We start from the raw sequence: 16196 nt of genomic DNA, 5'->3' as shown, positions 1-16196 counted from the left end.
CCGATCAGTGATGGTGTCCGTGCGCACCATGCACATGCCGGTGCTCGATTTCCACCGGCAGCGCCGCGCGCACGTCCGTCACCTGCAGGCTGAACTTCAGCGCCTTGCCGGCCCACGGATGGTTGCCGTCGAGCAGCACGACCGGGCCCTTGATCTTGGTCACGGTGAAGACGTGCTCGGTGCCATCGTCGAGCCGGCCCTGAAGCTGCCCGCCCACCTTCACGCCCGGCGGAAATTCGGTCTTGGGGATGGTGCGCACCAGCGCCTCGTCGCGCTGGCCGAAGGCGTCTTCGGGAGCGAGGTTCAGAACGGTCTGGAAGCCCTTTTCCTTGCCATCGAGCGCTTCCTCGATCTTGGGCAGGGTGTTCTCGTAGCCGCCATGCAGGTAGGCCATCGGCTCGGGGCTGGCTTCGATGAGCTTGCCCTGGGCGTCGGAGACTTTGTACTTGATGGTGACGACGGTGTCTTTTTCGATTTTCATGCGGGCATTTTCTGTGGAAACCGATTCACCGTCGAAGCTAGGCTTTCCACGACTTGAACGCCTCCGGCAGCGTCTCCACCGTACTCAGCTTCTCCATCACCATCCCGATGAACGCCGACACCGCCAGCGGCAAGTGCTTGCGGCTCGGGTACAGCACGCTCAACCCTTGCCCCGTGCGCTGGTACTGCGGCAGCACCGGCACCAGCCGCCCCGCCTCCACATCCAGCCGGCCCATCGACGGCGGCAGCAGCGCGATGCCAAGCCCCGCCACCGCGGCCCTCCGCAACGCCTGCGCCGTGTTCCCGCTGAAGCGCCCGGTGACCTGCACTTCCTCCTCCACCCCATCCGGCCCGACCACCCGCCAGGTCGCCCGCCCGCTCGGATGGGCCGCCGTCACGCAGTCGTGATCCGCCAGATCCTGCAGCGTCGCAGGCGCCCCGCGCGCGGCGATGTACGCGGGGCTCGCCACCATCCCGTCCGTGCGCGGCCCCAGCAACTTGCGGCCGACATAGCCTGAATCGGGCAGCGCCCCGCCGCGAAACGCCACGTCGATCTGATCGGCGATCAGGTCGGCCTTCGCGTCGCTCAGCACGAAATCGACGCGCACCAGCGGATTTGCTGCCAAAAAGTCCGCCACCCACTCCATCGGAAAGAAATCGAAGAAATCCGCCGTCGCCGCCACGCGCACGAGCCCGCTGGGTTCCTGGCTGCCGGTGATCAGCGCCTGCCCAGCGTCGACCAGCCCATCGACCGCCCCCGCGCAGCGCTCGTGAAAGGCCTGGCCCGCGCTCGTGAGCGTCAACTTGCGGGTCGAACGCTGCATCAGCCGCGTGCCCAACTGCGCCTCGAGTTGCTGGATGCGCCGGCTCACGGTGTTGGGCGGCAGGCCGAGCCGCCGGGCGGCTTCGGCAAAGCTGCCGTGGCGGACCACCTGCACGAACATGGCGATGTCGTTGAGGTCGAGCATGGGATGATTCCTTCGATAAATGGACGAGTGCAATACGACTCTACCGTCTAGTCGATCAATGGGTGCGACCCTAACCTTGCACCCATGACTTCCTCATCCTCTCTTTCTCCCCTCCAGCGCCGCATCGTCTGGGGCGTTCGCATCCTCCTGGCGCTGGCTTTCGGCGCGGCCGGCGCCGCCAAGCTGGCCGGCGTGCCGCAGATGGTCCAGGTGTTCGATGCCATCGGCTTCGGCCAGTGGTTCCGCTATGTGACGGGCGTGGTCGAGGTCGGCGGCGCGTTGCTGCTGCTCGTGCCGGCGAGCGGCTTCTTCGGCGGCCTGCTCTTGGCCGTGACCATGGCCTGCGCCGTGGCCACGCATCTCGTGCTGATCGGTGGCAACCCCGCGCCGGCCATCGTCCTCGCGCTGCTCTCGGCCTTCGTGGCGTGGCGGCTGCGGCCCTTGCCGCGGCTGGCAGCCACGACGGCCTGATCCCTCTTTCTTCCCAACCCCATTCAGGAGCAAGTACCCCATGACCTCACAGCAAAAACCTCTCGTAGGCATCGTCATCGCCTCGACCCGCGAAGGCCGCTTCGGCGAGAAACCCGCGCAGTGGATCCACGAGATCGCCAAGCAGCGCACCGACCTCGCCTTCGAGCTGGTCGACCTGCGCGACCATCCGCTGCCCTTTTTCAACGAAGCCGGTGCGCCTGCCTGGGGTCCGGTGAAGAACGAGGCCGCACAGCGCTGGCAGGCCAAGCTCGCCACCTTCGACGGCCTGGTCATCGTCACGCCCGAATACAACCACGGGCCGAGCGCAGTGCTCAAGAACGCGATCGACTGGGCCTACAAGGAATTCATCCGCAAGCCGATCGGCTTCGTGGGCTACGGCGGCGTGGGCGCGGCGCGCGCGGTGGAACAGCTGCGGCTGGTCGCGGTCGAGATGCAGATGGCGCCCGTGCGCAACGCCGTGCACATCGGCATGGTCGAGTTCCTGGGCATCTGGCAGCAGGGCAAGAGCTTCGGCGACTTCCCGCACCTCGCGCAGGCCGCCACCGGCATGCTGGACGACCTCGCGTGGTGGACCAAAGCGCTGAGGACCGCGAGGGAGGCCGCATGACCACCGCAGTCGAAGTCGCCGTCTCGACCGAGGCGCGCACCATCGTCTATCGCACGCGCGGCGCGCAGCACGGGCCGATCACGCGGCTCATGAGCCCGGGCGACCTGGGCGAGTTCCTGAAACCCTTCGTGTTCCTGGACCTCTTCGGCTTCGATGTCGGCGGTGGCCACAAGGGCTTCGGCATGCACCCGCATTCGGGCATCGCTACGCTGACCTGGCTCATCGAAGGCGACACGCTCTACGAAGACACGACCGGCGAACAGGGCGTGCTGCGCGGCGGCGGCGTCGAGTGGATGCGCGCGGGCAACGGCGTGTGGCACACCGGCGCGCCCGCACCGGGCGTGAAGCGCGTGCGCGGCTTCCAGCTCTGGGTGGCGCTGCCGGCTTCGGAAGAGAACGCGCCTGCGCAAAGCTTCTACCTCGCGCCTTCGCAGGTGCCGCAGGAGGGCCCGGCGCGTGTGCTGCTCGGCCGTTACGGCGCGGCGCAGAGCGCCATTCCGGCACCCGCACCGATGAACTACCTGGCGGTGCAGCTCAAGGACGGCGAGCACTGGCGCTACACGCCGCCCGCCGGCCACACGGTCGGCTGGGTTGCGGTCAATGCGGGTCGGCTCGATGCAGGCGGGCCCATCGACACTGGCGAACTCGCGGTGTTCGAGGAGTCCGGCGAGGCCATCGATTTCACGGCGCGCGGCGACACCTCGTTCGTGCTGGGCTCGGCGGTGAAGCATCCGCACGACCTCGTGATGGGCCACTACTCGGTGCACACGAGCCGCGCGACGCTGGACCAGGGCGAGGCGGAGATCCGGCGCATCGGCACGAAGCTGCGGCAGGAAGGCCGGCTGGGCTGATTCGTCCGCAGACCAAGCGCAAACCAGCGTGCGCCCGGCGGGCGGCTGCGCCAGAATCGTTCGCTTCGAACGACTCTCCCGCAGCCCCCACCCGCCATGAACCTCGTCGACGCTTTCGCCAGCCACGCCGCCCGCTTCGTAGACATCCGACGCGACATCCACGCCCACCCCGAGCTGGGCTTCGAAGAACACCGCACCTCCGAGAAGGTCGCCAACCTGCTGACCGGATGGGGCATCGAGGTGCACCGCGGCATCGCGGGCACAGGCCTCGTCGGCGTGCTGCGCAAGGGCACGGGCAGCCGCACCATCGGCCTGCGCGCCGACATGGACGCGTTGCCGCTGCACGAAGCCAACGACTTCGCCCACAAGTCGACGAACCCCGGCCGCATGCACGCCTGCGGCCACGACGGCCACACGACCATGCTGCTGGCCGCCGCCTGGCACCTGTCGCAACAAGGGCCAGACGATTTCGACGGCACCGTGCATTTCATCTTCCAGCCCGCCGAGGAGATGGGCAAGGCCGGCGCCAAGAAGATGATCGACGAGGGGCTCTTCGAGCGCTTTCCCTGCGATGCGGTTTTCGGGCTGCACAACTTTCCGGTCGGCGACGTGGGCCGCTTCGCGCTCAACGAAGGTGCGCTGATGGCGTCGAGCAACACCTACAAGATCACCGTGCACGGGCGCGGCACGCACGCCTCGATGCCGCACACGGGCATCGACCCGGTGGCTGCGGTGGTCACGCTCGCGCAGCAATTGCAGACCATCGTGGCGCGCACCATTCCCAGCACCGAGCGCGCACTGCTTGCGGTCACGCAACTGCAGGGCTCGGATGCGCCCAATGTGATTCCCGACGTGGCGACGGTCGGCGGCACGATCCGCACCTTCTCCATCGAGGCCATCGACAAGCTCGAGGCGCGGCTGCGCGAAGTGGCGGCAGGCGTGGCGGCGGCGCATGGCTGCACGGCCGAGGTGTACTTCAACCGTTCCTCGCCGCCGACGGTGAACCATCCGGCCGAGGCGCGCTTTGCCGCCGGCGTGATGCGCGAGGTGGTGGGCGACGACATGGTCACCGACGATTTCCCCGCCGTGATGGGCGCCGAGGACTTCGCGCACATGCTGCTCGCGCGGCCCGGCTGCTATGCGTTCCTCGGCAATGGCGACGGCGACCACCGGCTCGACGGCCACGGGCCCGGCCCTTGCATCATTCACAACACCTCGTTCGATTTCAACGACGAGATCATTCCGATCGGTGCCAGCTATTTCGTGAAGCTGGTGCAGCGCTGGCTGCCGTCGGGCACCTGAGTTTTTCCCTGTTGATGATGAAAGCGGCCACCTCGATGACTTCCACCCTGTTCACCCGACGTTCGCTGGCTGCGGCTGCAGCCGCCATGGCCCTCTGCAGCTTCGGCGCTGCCCATGCGCAGCAGCGCGTGATCCACATCATCGTGCCCTTCGGCACCGGCGCCGTGCAGGACACGGTGGCGCGCGCCTTCAACAACGAGCTGGGCGCGGCGCTCAACGGCAGCGCCATCGTCGAGAACCGAGCGGGCGCGGGCGGCACCGTGGGCGCGGCCATCGTGGCGCGCGCGCCCGCCGACGGCAACACGCTGGTGCTCGCGGCCGCGAGCCACAACATCGCGGCCTTCCTGTACAGCAAGCTGTCCTACGACCCGCTGAAGGATTTCGTCGGCGTTGCCAACGTGGGCAACGCGGGCTACGTGCTGGCGGTGGCGAGCGGCATGAACGTGTCGACCACGGCGGACTTCATCAAGGAAGTGAAGGCCAACCCGGGCAAGTACAACTACGCCTCGGCGGGCAACGGCAGCGCCACGCACCTGGCGATGGCGTCGTTCCTCGCGAAGGCCGGCCTGCAGATGACGCATATCCCGACCAAGTCCACCGGCGAGGCCGTCAACGAAGTGCTCGCGGGCCGGGTGCAGGCGGTCATCTCCTCGAGCATCGGCGTGATGGGTTTCCAGGACGACGCACGCATGAAGCTGCTCGCCTCCACCGGCCAGTCGCGCAGCCCCTTCCTGCCCAAGCTGCCGACCGTGGCCGAGAGCGGCCTGCCGGGCTACGCCTTCGATTCGTGGATCGGGCTGCTCGCGCCGGCCGGCACGCCCAAGGCCGAGGTCGAGCGGATCAACGCCGCGGCCAACAAGGTGCTGGCCGATCCGGCGATCCAGGAGCGCTTCAAGCGGCTGGGGGTGGAGCCGCGCAGCCAGAGCGCGGAGGAGTTCCAGAAGCTGCTGCGCGCGGATTGGGATGCGATGGGGATGGTGGTGAAGGCTTCGGGGGCGAAGATCGACTGAGCCGGCGGGTCTGGCACTCGGCGCCGCGTGTAGGACGCCGGTCAATTGACAACGCGCCCGCCGCGCTCATGCTCCTCGATGAGTGCCGGGGCGTCCGTCCCGGACGGCCGGGAGACTTTTCATGGATTCGACTTCGCCACCCAACCTGCCTTCGGGCGTACCTCCGACCAGGTCACCGAAGGTCCTGTGGGCCGTGATCGGCGCGTTGGCCGTGGCCGTCGCGGCGCTCGGCGGCGTGTTGCTGCATCGGCAGGATGCGGGCGCGCCGCCATCGGCCGTTGCGGCCTTGTCCACCGCGCCCGTGGGATCGCCTACAGCGCCGGACGACTTCAAGCCTGAAGCGATGCCGCCGGCACCGGCGCCGGCCGCGCCGCCGGTGGCTGCGGGCACGGCGCCGCAGGTGATGGCTGCTGCACCTGTGCCGTCGCCAGGCCCTGGCGCCGCCCCGGTCACTGCTGCGGCACCTGCCGCACCGGCTCCGCCCTCCTGCGCCGTTTGCGGCCACGTCGAATCGGTGCGTCCGGTGCAAAAGCGCGCGCAGAACACCACGGGCGTGGGCGCCGTGGCCGGCGGCGTGGTGGGTGGGCTGGTCGGCAACCAGTTCGGCCACGGCAACGGCCGTGTCGCGACCACCGTGCTGGGTGCGGTGGGTGGCGGCTTCGCGGGCAACGAGGTCGAAAAGCACGTGCGCACCGTCACGGTCTACGAGGTCGCGGTGCGCATGGACAACGGCTCGCTGCGCATGGTCGAGACGAAGACCGCGCCGCCGATCGGCAAGCCGGTCACGCTCCGCAAAGGCGTGCTGCGCCCGGCCGACGGCCGCAAGTAGAAGCAGCGCTGGCGGCTCACCGGCCGCCCGGCGATACCACACAACCCACCCGCTGCGGAAGAGCGCTTGCTCCACGCGCATCTTGACGATATATCCTTAATATATTTAAAGTGCGGACCTTTCCCACCGTCATCTCCAGGAGCAAACCCGTGAGCAATCCCCGCTGGCAAGGCATCTTTCCCGCCATCACCACCAAGTTCCACGCCGACGAAAGCATCGATGCCGAGGGCACCGCGCGCCACATCGACTTCCAGATCCGCAATGGCATCCACGGCCTCGTCACCTGCGGCTCGCTTGGCGAAGCCAGCACGCTGACGCTCGAAGAAAAGCTCCAGGTCGCCAAGATCGCCCTCGAAGCCGCCGACGGCCGCATCCCGGTGCTGGCCAACGTGTCGGAAACCAGCACCCGCGAAGCGCTGCGCTACGTGGACGGCGCCAACAAGCTCGGCGTGGCCGGCTTCATGGTGATGCCCTCGGTGATCTACGTGGCCGACGCGCGCGAAGCGATGCTCAACGTGCGCACCATCGCCAACGCCGCGCAGAAACCCATCATGGTCTACAACAACCCGGTGGCCTACCGCGTGGACCTCAAGCCCGAGCACATGGTCGAGCTGGCCGATTGCGAGTGGATCGCCGCCATCAAGGAGAGCACCGACAACATCCGCCGCATCACCGACCTGCGCAACACGGTGGGCGACCGCTACCAGCTGTTCCTGGGCGTGGACGACCTCGCCTATGAAGGCCTGGCGCTCGGCTGCGATGGTCTGCTCGCGGGTGTTGGCTGCGCATTCCCGCGCGAGACCGTGGCGCTCTACGACCTGATGAAGGCCGGCAAGTTCGCCGAGGCGCTCAAGCTCTACCAGTGGATGACGCCGATGCTGCACCTCGATGTATCGACCAAGCTGGTGCAGAACCTCAAGCTCATCGACCTGCTGGTCGGCGTGGGCACCGAGCACATGCGCCGCCCGCGCCTGCCGCTCATCGGCGAGGAGCGCGCCTTCATCGAGAACATCGTGAAGAAGGCACTGGCGACCCGGCCGGCGCAGTACCAATCGGTTGTGTAATAACCGCCCTTTCATTGTCCCAACCTAGGAAGAAGCATGAAGACAAAAGCAAGCATGGTTCCATTCATCGGTCTCGTGGCGCTCGCTGTCGCAGGCCAGGCCAGTGCGCAGGAGCAGGTCGTCAAGATCGGCCACAGCGGTCCCCTCTCGGGTCCCAACGCGTTCGCGGGCAAGGACAATGAAAACGGCGTGCGCCTCGCGATCGAGGAGCTCAACGCCAAGAAGCTCAGCGTCGGCGGCAAGACGCTGAAGTTCGAGCTGGTCTCCGAAGACGACCAGTGCGACGCCAAGACCGGCGTGAGCGTGGCGCAGAAGTTCGTGGACGACGGCGTCAAGTTCGTCATGGGCCCGTACTGCTCGGGCGTGGCGATTCCGGCCTCGCGCATCTACAGCGACGGCGGCACCATGGTCTCGACCGTGGGCACCAACCCGAAGGTCACGCAGGGCGGCTACAAGAACCTGTATCGCATCATCGCGAGCGACAACCAGATCGGCTCCAGCATGGCCGTGTACGCAGCCAAGGAGCTGAAGGTCAAGAAGGTCGGCGTGATCGACGACCGCACCGCCTTCGGCCAGGGCCTCGCCGAAGAGTTCACCAAGGAAGCGCTGAAGCAGGGCCTCACCGTGGTCGGCAAGGAATTCACCACCGACAAGGCCGTGGACTTCACCGCCATCCTGACCAACATGAAGGCCAAGGCGCCCGAGGCCATCTTCTTCGGCGGCTATGCGCCGCAGGCTGCGCCGATGGCGCGCCAGATGAAGCAGCTCGCCGTGCCCGGCAAGCTCCTGGGCGGCGACACCGTCTGCAGCCCGGCCACCGGCAAGCTCGGCGGCGATGCGGTCAACGACCTCGTGTACTGCGCGCAGGGCGGCTCGATCCTCGAGAAGGCGCAGAGCGGCCCGGCTTTCAAGGAGAAGTTCAAGAAGCGCTTCAACGCCGATGCGGATGCATACGCCGCCTCGTACTACGACCAGGTGCTGTTCATCGGCGAATCGATGAAGAAGGCCAACTCGATCGACCCCGACAAGGTGGGCGCGCAGCTCTACAAGGACACCTACAAGGGCGTGGCCGCGACCTATTCGTACGACGACAAGGGCAACATGAAGCAGGCGCCGATCACGGTGTTCACCTTCAAGAACGCCGCTCCGGTCCCTATCGCCAGCTACTGAACGGACAGCCCATGCAACGCATCCAGATCGTCGACTCACACACGGGCGGCGAGCCCACGCGCCTTGTGATCGGCGGGTTTCCCGACCTGGGTGGCGGCAGCATGGCCGAGCGCCGTGCGCTGCTGGCCGACCAGCACGACAAGTGGCGCGCGGCCACGGTGCTCGAGCCGCGCGGCAGCGACGTGGTGGTCGGCGCGCTGCTGTGCGAGCCGGTGTCGCCCGACGCCGCCGCGGGCGTGATCTTCTTCAACAACGCCGGCTACCTGGGCATGTGCGGCCACGGCACCATCGGGCTGGTCGCGAGCCTGGCGCACATGGGGCGCATCGGCGTGGGCGAGCACCGCATCGAGACGCCCGTGGGCACGGTCACGACGACGCTGCATGCCGACGGCTCGGTGAGCGTGCGCAATGTGCCGGCATACCGGCACCTGCACCAGGTGGCGGTCGAGCTGCCGGGCCACGGCACCGTGCGCGGCGATGTGGCGTATGGCGGCAACTGGTTCTTCCTGGTGAGCGAACATGGCCAGCGCGTGGCGAGCGACAACCTTGCGGCGCTGACCGACTACACCGCTGCCTTGCGCAAAGCGCTGGCAGCACAGGGCATCACGGGTGCGGACGGCGCGGAGATCGATCACATCGAACTCTTCGCCAACGACGATGAGGGCGCGGACAGCCGCAACTTCGTGCTCTGCCCCGGCAACGCCTACGACCGATCGCCCTGCGGCACTGGCACCAGCGCCAAGATCGCCTGCCTGGCCGCCGACGGCAAACTAGCGCCGGGCGAGACGTGGACGCAGGCCAGCGTGATCGGCAGCCGCTTCGAAGCCAGCTACACGATGGACGGCGACAAGGTCATTCCGACCCTGCGCGGCCGCGCGCACATCAGTGCCGAAGCCACGCTGCTGGTCGACGACAACGATCCCTTCGGATGGGGCATCCGGCTCTGACGCCGTTGGCATGAACGCGGATGTGATCGTCATCGGCGCCGGCATCGTCGGCGCCGCCTGCGCACACGCGCTGGCGCAGGCCGGCCGCAACGTGCTGGTGCTCGATGCGCGCATCGGCGGCGCCACAGGCGCCGGCATGGGCCACCTCGTGGTGATGGACGACAACCCGGCCGAGCTCGCCTTGAGCCGCGATTCGACCGCGCGATGGCGCGCCCTCGCGCCGCACATGCCCGAAGACTGCGCGTACAGCGCCTGCGGCACGCTCTGGATCGCCGCGAACGAAGAAGAAATGGCCGAGGCCGAGCGCAAGCAGCAACGCCTGCGCTCGGACGGCATCGAAAGCTGCCTGCTCGATGCGTCCGCATTGGCGCGCGCCGAACCCGCATTGCGCAAAGGCCTCGCGGGCGCGCTCGAAGTGCCGGGCGACGGCATCCTCTACGCGCCGAACGCCGCGCGCTGGCTGCTCGCGCAAGGCGGCAATGCAATCCGCATCGAACACGCGAAAGTCGATGCCATCGAAGACGACGGCACGCTGTGCCTCGCCGACGGCACCCGCCGTACCGCGCCGCAGATCGTGCTGGCCAACGGCATCGAGGCGACGACGCTGTGCCCCGAACTCCCGATCCGCCCGAAGAAGGGCCACCTGCTGATCACCGACCGCTATCCAGGCACGGTGCATCACCAGCTCGTCGAACTCGGCTACGTGACCAGCGCGCACCACAGCGACGGCGACTCGGTCGCGTTCAACGTGCAGCCGCGGCCCACGGGGCAGTTGCTGGTCGGCTCTTCGCGCCAGTTCGACACGACCGACCCGGCCGTCGAAGCGCCGATGCTCGCGCGCATGCTGCAGCGCACGCTCGACTACCTGCCGGGGCTCGGCAACCTCAATGCGGTGCGTTCGTGGACCGGCATGCGCGCCGCATCGCCCGATGGCCTGCCGCTGCTGGGCAAGCACCCGTGGCGAGAAAAGCTCTGGCTCGCCGTCGGCCACGAGGGCCTGGGCGTGACCACGGCGCCGGGCAGCGCGCACCTGCTTGCGGCGCTGATGACCGGCGCTGCGCCCGAATTCGATGCGGCGCCGTATGCGCCGCGCGGCCTGCGAGAGATGGCATGAGCAATCACACCCTGCTGCACATCGACGGCAATCTCGTGCGCGTGAAGGCGGGCAGTTCGGTCGCCGCCGCGTTGCGCGTGGCGGGCGGCATGGGCGTGGCGCGAACCTCCGTCACGGGCCAGCCGCGTGCGCCGTTCTGCGGCATGGGCGTGTGCCAGGAATGCCGCGTGTTGATCGATGGCCGACGCAGGCTCGCGTGCCAGACGGTATGCGGCGAAGGCATGCGCGTGGAGACCTCGGAATGACCGCGCTCGAGCATTGCGATGTGCTGATCGTCGGCGCGGGCCCTGCCGGCATGGCGGCGGCAGTCGCTGCCGCGCCGAGCGGCGCATCGATCGTCGTGATCGACGACAACCCCGTGCCGGGTGGACAGATCTGGCGCGACGGCCCCGGCGCCACGTTGCCCGCGGCTGCGCGCAAGTGGCGCGATGCGCTCGAACGCCACGCCAACATCCGCATCTGCAGCGGCACGCGCGTGATCGCCGCGCCTGCGCGCAATGAACTTCTGCTCGAAGACGCCGAACGCGGCTGGCGCATGCAGTGGAAAAAATTGATCCTCTGCACCGGCGCGCGCGAACTGCTGCTGCCCTTTCCCGGCTGGACGCTGCCCGGCGTGACGGGCGCGGGCGGTTTGCAGGCGCTCATCAAGGCGGGCCTGCCGGTCGAGGGCGAGCGCATCGTGATCGCGGGCAGCGGTCCGCTGTTGCTCGCCGCTGCGTCGACGGCACGCGCGGCGGGCGCGAAGGTCGTGCGCATCGCCGAGCAGGCTTCGTTCGCGGCGGTCGCGGGCTTTGCCGCGAACCTCTGGCGCTGGCCGGGCAAGGCCGCGCAGTCGGTGACGCTGGCCGATCCGCAGTACCGCACCGCGTCGCGCATCGTCTCGGCGCAAGGCGGCTCGCAGGTCGAATCGGTCCGGCTTCTTCAGGGCGGGCGTGAAGTGGAAATCGCCTGCGATCGCGTGGCCTGCGGCTTCGGCCTCACGCCCAACACCCAGCTCGGCCGCCTGCTCGGCTGCGCCCTCACGGCCGAAGGCGCGCAGGCGCTGGCCGTCGACGCGCGGCAGCTCACCAGCCTGCCCGACGTCTACGCCGCCGGCGAATGCACCGGCTTCGGCGGCAGCGAACGCGCGCTCGCGCAGGGCGCCATCGCCGGCTACGCGGCCGTCGGCAACGAACGCGCCGCCAAGCAGCTCGAAGCCGAACGCGCCCGCTGGGACGCCTTCGCCGCGCAACTGCACCGCAGCTTCGCACTGGCCCCCGAGATCAAACAGATGCCGCAGCCCGACACCCTCGTGTGCCGCTGCGAAGACGTCCCCTTTTCCGCGCTCGCGGACTGCACCGGCTGGACCGATGCCAAGCTGCACCGCCGCTGCGGCATGGGCGCCTGCCAGGGCCGCGTGTGCGGCGATGCGGCGCAGTTCCTCTTCGGCTGGACGCCGCCCGCGCCGCGCCCGCCGCTGTCGCCGGTGCGCATCGCGACGCTGGCCGGTTTGGCCAGCGAGGTCGACGCCCGACAATGAGGCCGCATCCGAAGACAACCATGGCCCCCCCGAAGACCACTCCCCGCCCCCCGCCCAAGCGCCGCGCCGCCGACGTGGCCTACGACGCCATCGAGACGCTGTTGTCCACCATGCAGCTGCAGCCCGGCAGCCAGATCGTCGAGGCCGACCTCGCCGAGCGCACCGGCCTCGGCCGCACGCCGGTGCGCGAGGCGCTGATGCGCATGGTGTCGATCGGGCTCATCGTGCAGCAGCCGCGCCGCGGGCTCCTGGTGTCGGCCATCGACCTGGCCGACCACCTCGACGTGATCCAGACCCGGCGCGTGCTCGAGCGCGTGATCGCGGCCTGCTCGGCGCGCCGCGCGACCGCGCTGCAGCGCAAGGACATCGTGCGCTGCGCCGAGGAAATGGTCGAGGCCGCGGGCCGCGGCGACCTCACCGACTACATGCGCGCCGACCACGCGCTCGACCTCGTCAACCACCAGGCGAGCCACAACGATTCGGCGGTGAAGGCGGTGATCCCGCCCATCGTGCAATGCCGCCGCTTCTGGTACGCGTACCAGCATGAAGGCGAGATCGTCGAAGGCGCGAACGCGCACCTCGAACTCGCGCAGGGCATCGCGACCGGCGACGAAGCCGCAGCGGTCGCAGGGGCCGAACGCCTCATGGATTACCTGGAGCTTTTCGCCCGCAAGATCATCGACAAATAGGTCGAAGGACTACCGGGGAACTACGCGTGATTTGCCGCGGCCCCCAGCGCATACTGGCCCGATGGCCGTCGCACCCCGCGCACAACCCGAAGACTTCTTCACGCCCGAAGAGTGGCAGTCGCTTACCAGCCGTTCGTCATGGAAGGGCCTGTGGCTGGTGGCGCATTGCTGGGGCGTGATCGGCGCGGCGATGCTCGCGGGCATCGTGTGGCCGTGGACGATTCCGCTGATGGTGCCCATCGTCGGTGCGCGGCAGCTGGGGCTCTTCATCCTCATGCATGACGCGGCGCACGCGGGCCTGCACCGCAGCCGCAAGGTCAACGACTGGGTGGGCCACTGGCTGTGCTCGTCCACGCTGCGCGACTACCGCCCGTACCACCTGCAGCACCACCGCTTCGTGCAGCAGACCGAAGACCCGGACCTCGTGCTGTCGGCGCCCTTCCCGATCACGCGCGAATCGATGTGGCGCAAGGTCGTGCGCGACCTGAGCGGGCAGACCTTCTACAAGCAGCGCTTCGGGCACATCGCCGAGGGCATCCGCCGGCGCGCGCCGGGCGAATCGGCGCTGAAGGTGTTCGGCCGCGAGATCGCGAAGGACAAGCGCTTCCTGATCGGCAACGGCCTTGGCTTGCTGGTCTTTGTGCTTGCCGGCTACTGGTGGGCGTGGGTGCTGATGTGGCTGCTGCCGATGGCGACCTGGCTGCCGCTCGTGAGCCGCGTGCGCAACATCGCCGAGCACGCGCTGGTGGCGCAGAACGAGGCCGACCCGCTGCGCCAGGCGCGCACCACGCATGCCAACCTCGTCGAGCGCATCTTCATCGCGCCCTACTGGGTCAACTACCACTGCGAACACCACATGTTCACCAGCCTGCCCTGCTGGGCGCTGCCGAAGGCGCATCGCCTGCTGCTGCGCCGGGGCATCACGGAACGGATGGAAGTGCAGCCGGGCTACCTGCACCTGCTGAGGCAGGCGACGGCGGCGCAGCCCGCTTAACGGGTCGCTGGCCGCGCGATCACCGGGGGCTGCACACCGCGTTGCGCATGCTGGCTCAGCCAGATGCTCGTGATCACGATGGCGATGCCCACGACCTGCAGCACCGACAGGCCTTGTTCCAGCAGCGCCCAGCCCAGGATCACCGCCGTCACCGGGCTCAAGAAGGCCAGCGGCGCGACCGCCGAGGGCTCCAGCCGTGCCACGCCGCGGAACCACACGATGTAGGTCAGCGCGGCGCCCACGAGGCCGAGCCAGGCGAAACCGATCCAGTTCTGCGCGGTGAGCGCGGGCAGCGGCGGCTCCAGCAGCAGCGCGACCGGCAGCAGCAGCAATCCGCCTGCGGTCAGTTGCCACGCCGTGAAGGTCAGCGCCGAAACGGGCGGCTGCCAGCGCCGGGCGAGCACCGTGCCGAAGGCCATCGACACCGCGGCCGCCACTGCGGCGGCGATGCCGAGCGCATCGAGCGCGGCATTCGGCGTGAGCACCAGCAGCGCGACCCCGCCGATCCCGATCACGGCCGCTGCGATCGACAACATGCGGATCGGCGATGCGAGAAGAAGGCTGGCCAGAAACACCACGAACAGCGGCTGCATCGAGGTGATGGTGGCCGCGACACCGCCCGGCAGCCGGTAGGCCGCGAGGAACAGCATCGCCCAGAGGATCGAGAAATTCAGCGCACCCAGTACGAAGATGCGGCCCCACCACGCACGTTCGGGCAGCTGGCGCACGATCAGGAGCAGCAGCAAGCCCGCCGGCAATGCGCGCAGCAGCGCGACGTGCAGCGGGTAGTTCGCAGGCAGCAGCTCGGTGGTGACGATGTAGGTGCTGCCCCAGATGGCGGGCGCGGTGGCGGTGAGGAGAACGTCGGTGGTTCGGCTGGTCATGGGTCGAATTTAGCCCGTTGCCCGCCTGCCCCTCGCGTCACTTGGCAGCCAGGACGCGCGCCTTCGTCGGCTTTGCGCCCGAGCGCTTTCCGGCGCGCCGGCCGTTCAGCAGCGCGCCGACGGGCGTGTAGCGCACCAGCAGCTGGTAGCTCGCAAGGGCCACCAGCGAGGTGGCTGCGATGTTGAGTCCCATCTTCGCGACCGCGCCGAAGGGCGCGTTGAACAGCAGGATGCCGAAGCCGATGGTGCCCAGCATGTGCACCAGGTACACCCAGTACGAGCTTTGCGAGAGGTACGCCAGCACCGCGTTCTGGCGCGGCAGGTAGCGCACGAAGCCGCCGATCAGCGCGAGGCTCCAGAGCCACGAGGTCGCGTTGTAGGCAAAGGCGATCCAGAACTCGGGGTGCGGCAGGCGGTGCGCACCGGGCCCGTGCACCGCGCCCAGCAGCGCGATCGTCGCGATGAAGAAGGCCAGCCCGGCCAGCGCATGGCCCTTGCAGCGCGCAGCGAACAGCGCGAGCAGGCGTTCCTGATCGCGATGCAGGTACCACCCGAACACGAAGAACAGGCCGCTCTGCACCCACTCGGAGAACGGCGGCAGGAACGAGCCGCTTTCCATCACCATGCCGGACGGATGAAAAGCGCCCGTCACCGCCAGCGGCAGTGCCAGCATCACGAAGCCCCAGCGACGTTCCGCGAGCACCGCGAAGCCGCGGGCGACGGCATCGCGCACCCGCATCGGCACGAAGCGCTGCAGCCGTACGCCGGCCCAGGCCAGCACGCTGAACCAGAACAGCTGGTAGAGGAACCACAGGTGCATCGTCTTGAAGGGCGAGCCGCCGGGCTGCCGCGCGGGCGTGAGCGCGGTGTCGATGCCTGGCACGCCGCGCACGGTCAGGTGGATGTAGACCATCGCCAGCACCGTGGTCAGCACGAAGAGCGGTGGCCAGAACACCGCGAAGGGCAGCGCGAGCCGCAGGCCACGGTTTTTCAGCATGCCGTCCGCGCCGCGCCGCGCGACGAGCAGCGCGACGAAGAAGCCGGCCAGCACGAAGAACACCGGCATGCGGAAGCTGTGGATGAAGAGCAGCAGCATGTCGGCCACCGGCGATGTCTTCGGGTCGCGCCAGGGCAGCGGCGAATCGACGGTGAGGTGGTTGATGGCCACGTGCAGCACGATGCCGAGCCACATCATCAGGGCGCGGAGGTTGTCGAGCGCGTGGAGCCGTTGGGGTGTGTGTGCGTTGTTCATGAGGCGGACTGTTGGGCCTCACGC

18 protein-coding genes are annotated in these 16196 nt (G+C 68.6%); 14 read left to right on the top strand and 4 right to left on the bottom strand.

Features of this window, described 5'->3' with window-relative positions:
• Window positions 1-4: 4 nt before the first annotated feature.
• Together GNX71_RS33115 and GNX71_RS33110 are read right to left on the bottom strand one after the other, a co-directional pair.
• Complete coding sequence (locus GNX71_RS33115; protein ID WP_198785404.1) at window positions 5-481, bottom strand: peptidylprolyl isomerase; 477 nt, start codon at window positions 479-481, stop codon at window positions 5-7.
• A 37-nt stretch (window positions 482-518) separates the two neighbouring features.
• A complete protein-coding gene (locus GNX71_RS33110) occupies window positions 519-1448 on the bottom strand; it encodes a LysR family transcriptional regulator (protein ID WP_206176300.1) in 930 nt (309 codons plus the stop codon).
• A gap of 84 nt (window positions 1449-1532) precedes the next feature.
• Between GNX71_RS33110 and GNX71_RS33105 the strand changes: the two genes are divergently transcribed.
• The 14 genes from GNX71_RS33105 (at window position 1533) to GNX71_RS33040 (ending at window position 14036) form a co-directional block, all read left to right on the top strand.
• Window positions 1533-1919, top strand: a complete 387-nt coding sequence (locus GNX71_RS33105) for a DoxX family protein (protein ID WP_206176299.1) — start codon at window positions 1533-1535, stop codon at window positions 1917-1919.
• 40 nt (window positions 1920-1959) lie between these two features.
• Window positions 1960-2547 (top strand): NAD(P)H-dependent oxidoreductase, encoded by a 588-nt coding sequence (locus tag GNX71_RS33100; protein ID WP_206176298.1) that lies wholly within the window; start codon window positions 1960-1962, stop codon window positions 2545-2547.
• The gene (locus GNX71_RS33095; RefSeq protein WP_206176297.1) at window positions 2544-3398 is read left to right on the top strand and encodes a pirin family protein; all 855 of its coding nucleotides are present in this window, start codon (window positions 2544-2546) and stop codon (window positions 3396-3398) included. Before GNX71_RS33100 ends, GNX71_RS33095 begins: the two co-directional genes overlap by 4 nt.
• A 96-nt stretch (window positions 3399-3494) precedes the next feature.
• A complete protein-coding gene (locus GNX71_RS33090; protein ID WP_206176296.1) occupies window positions 3495-4700 on the top strand; it encodes a M20 aminoacylase family protein in 1206 nt (401 codons plus the stop codon).
• A gap of 35 nt (window positions 4701-4735) precedes the next feature.
• Window positions 4736-5710, top strand: a complete 975-nt coding sequence (locus GNX71_RS33085) for a tripartite tricarboxylate transporter substrate-binding protein (RefSeq protein ID WP_206176295.1) — start codon at window positions 4736-4738, stop codon at window positions 5708-5710.
• A gap of 121 nt (window positions 5711-5831) precedes the next feature.
• Window positions 5832-6539 (top strand): glycine zipper 2TM domain-containing protein, encoded by a 708-nt coding sequence (locus GNX71_RS33080; protein ID WP_206176294.1) that lies wholly within the window; start codon window positions 5832-5834, stop codon window positions 6537-6539.
• A gap of 149 nt (window positions 6540-6688) precedes the next feature.
• Window positions 6689-7603 (top strand): dihydrodipicolinate synthase family protein, encoded by a 915-nt coding sequence (locus tag GNX71_RS33075; protein WP_206176293.1) that lies wholly within the window; start codon window positions 6689-6691, stop codon window positions 7601-7603.
• 36 nt (window positions 7604-7639) lie between these two features.
• Window positions 7640-8773 (top strand): branched-chain amino acid ABC transporter substrate-binding protein, encoded by a 1134-nt coding sequence (locus GNX71_RS33070; RefSeq protein ID WP_206176292.1) that lies wholly within the window; start codon window positions 7640-7642, stop codon window positions 8771-8773.
• A gap of 11 nt (window positions 8774-8784) precedes the next feature.
• Window positions 8785-9720 (top strand): 4-hydroxyproline epimerase, encoded by a 936-nt coding sequence (locus tag GNX71_RS33065; protein ID WP_206176291.1) that lies wholly within the window; start codon window positions 8785-8787, stop codon window positions 9718-9720.
• Window positions 9721-9730: 10 nt separating this feature from the next.
• Complete coding sequence (locus tag GNX71_RS33060) at window positions 9731-10834, top strand: FAD-dependent oxidoreductase (protein WP_206176290.1); 1104 nt, start codon at window positions 9731-9733, stop codon at window positions 10832-10834.
• Window positions 10831-11079, top strand: a complete 249-nt coding sequence (locus GNX71_RS33055; RefSeq protein ID WP_206176289.1) for a (2Fe-2S)-binding protein — start codon at window positions 10831-10833, stop codon at window positions 11077-11079. Before GNX71_RS33060 ends, GNX71_RS33055 begins: the two co-directional genes overlap by 4 nt.
• The gene (locus GNX71_RS33050; RefSeq protein ID WP_206176288.1) at window positions 11076-12353 is read left to right on the top strand and encodes an FAD/NAD(P)-binding oxidoreductase; all 1278 of its coding nucleotides are present in this window, start codon (window positions 11076-11078) and stop codon (window positions 12351-12353) included. The genes GNX71_RS33055 and GNX71_RS33050 overlap by 4 nt, the downstream gene beginning before the upstream one ends.
• 20 nt (window positions 12354-12373) lie before the next feature.
• Window positions 12374-13042, top strand: coding sequence for a GntR family transcriptional regulator (locus GNX71_RS33045; RefSeq protein ID WP_241027115.1), 669 nt, complete (start codon window positions 12374-12376; stop codon window positions 13040-13042).
• 61 nt (window positions 13043-13103) lie between these two features.
• Window positions 13104-14036: a fatty acid desaturase family protein gene (locus tag GNX71_RS33040; protein ID WP_206176286.1), complete on the top strand. Its 933-nt coding sequence runs from the start codon at window positions 13104-13106 to the stop codon at window positions 14034-14036.
• Here GNX71_RS33040 and GNX71_RS33035 read toward each other — a convergent pair.
• On the bottom strand, window positions 14033-14920 hold the full coding sequence (locus GNX71_RS33035; protein WP_206176285.1) for an EamA family transporter: 888 nt from the start codon (window positions 14918-14920) through the stop codon (window positions 14033-14035). The genes GNX71_RS33040 and GNX71_RS33035 overlap by 4 nt on opposite strands.
• Before the next feature lie 37 nt (window positions 14921-14957).
• The gene (locus GNX71_RS33030) at window positions 14958-16172 is read right to left on the bottom strand and encodes an acyltransferase family protein (RefSeq protein ID WP_206176284.1); all 1215 of its coding nucleotides are present in this window, start codon (window positions 16170-16172) and stop codon (window positions 14958-14960) included.
• Window positions 16173-16196 lie beyond the last annotated feature (24 nt).

The sequence above is a fragment of the Variovorax sp. RKNM96 genome, from assembly GCF_017161115.1.
GTDB lineage: Bacteria > Pseudomonadota > Gammaproteobacteria > Burkholderiales > Burkholderiaceae_C > Variovorax.
The sequence above is the reverse complement of the archived record's forward strand: the minus strand, read 5'-3'. Positions and strand labels throughout refer to the sequence as shown.

Coding starts and splice junctions, on each gene's coding strand:
- GNX71_RS33045 (WP_241027115.1), top strand. CDS start 12,374: ATGGCCCCCCCGAAGACCACTCCCCGCCCCCCGCCCAAGCGCCGCGCC.
- GNX71_RS33060 (WP_206176290.1), top strand. CDS start 9,731: ATGAACGCGGATGTGATCGTCATCGGCGCCGGCATCGTCGGCGCCGCC.
- GNX71_RS33030 (WP_206176284.1), bottom strand. CDS start 16,172: ATGAACAACGCACACACACCCCAACGGCTCCACGCGCTCGACAACCTC.
- GNX71_RS33050 (WP_206176288.1), top strand. CDS start 11,076: ATGACCGCGCTCGAGCATTGCGATGTGCTGATCGTCGGCGCGGGCCCT.
- GNX71_RS33085 (WP_206176295.1), top strand. CDS start 4,736: ATGACTTCCACCCTGTTCACCCGACGTTCGCTGGCTGCGGCTGCAGCC.
- GNX71_RS33080 (WP_206176294.1), top strand. CDS start 5,832: ATGGATTCGACTTCGCCACCCAACCTGCCTTCGGGCGTACCTCCGACC.
- GNX71_RS33100 (WP_206176298.1), top strand. CDS start 1,960: ATGACCTCACAGCAAAAACCTCTCGTAGGCATCGTCATCGCCTCGACC.
- GNX71_RS33040 (WP_206176286.1), top strand. CDS start 13,104: ATGGCCGTCGCACCCCGCGCACAACCCGAAGACTTCTTCACGCCCGAA.
- GNX71_RS33070 (WP_206176292.1), top strand. CDS start 7,640: ATGAAGACAAAAGCAAGCATGGTTCCATTCATCGGTCTCGTGGCGCTC.
- GNX71_RS33115 (WP_198785404.1), bottom strand. CDS start 481: ATGAAAATCGAAAAAGACACCGTCGTCACCATCAAGTACAAAGTCTCC.
- GNX71_RS33035 (WP_206176285.1), bottom strand. CDS start 14,920: ATGACCAGCCGAACCACCGACGTTCTCCTCACCGCCACCGCGCCCGCC.
- GNX71_RS33065 (WP_206176291.1), top strand. CDS start 8,785: ATGCAACGCATCCAGATCGTCGACTCACACACGGGCGGCGAGCCCACG.
- GNX71_RS33055 (WP_206176289.1), top strand. CDS start 10,831: ATGAGCAATCACACCCTGCTGCACATCGACGGCAATCTCGTGCGCGTG.
- GNX71_RS33105 (WP_206176299.1), top strand. CDS start 1,533: ATGACTTCCTCATCCTCTCTTTCTCCCCTCCAGCGCCGCATCGTCTGG.
- GNX71_RS33110 (WP_206176300.1), bottom strand. CDS start 1,448: ATGCTCGACCTCAACGACATCGCCATGTTCGTGCAGGTGGTCCGCCAC.
- GNX71_RS33090 (WP_206176296.1), top strand. CDS start 3,495: ATGAACCTCGTCGACGCTTTCGCCAGCCACGCCGCCCGCTTCGTAGAC.
- GNX71_RS33095 (WP_206176297.1), top strand. CDS start 2,544: ATGACCACCGCAGTCGAAGTCGCCGTCTCGACCGAGGCGCGCACCATC.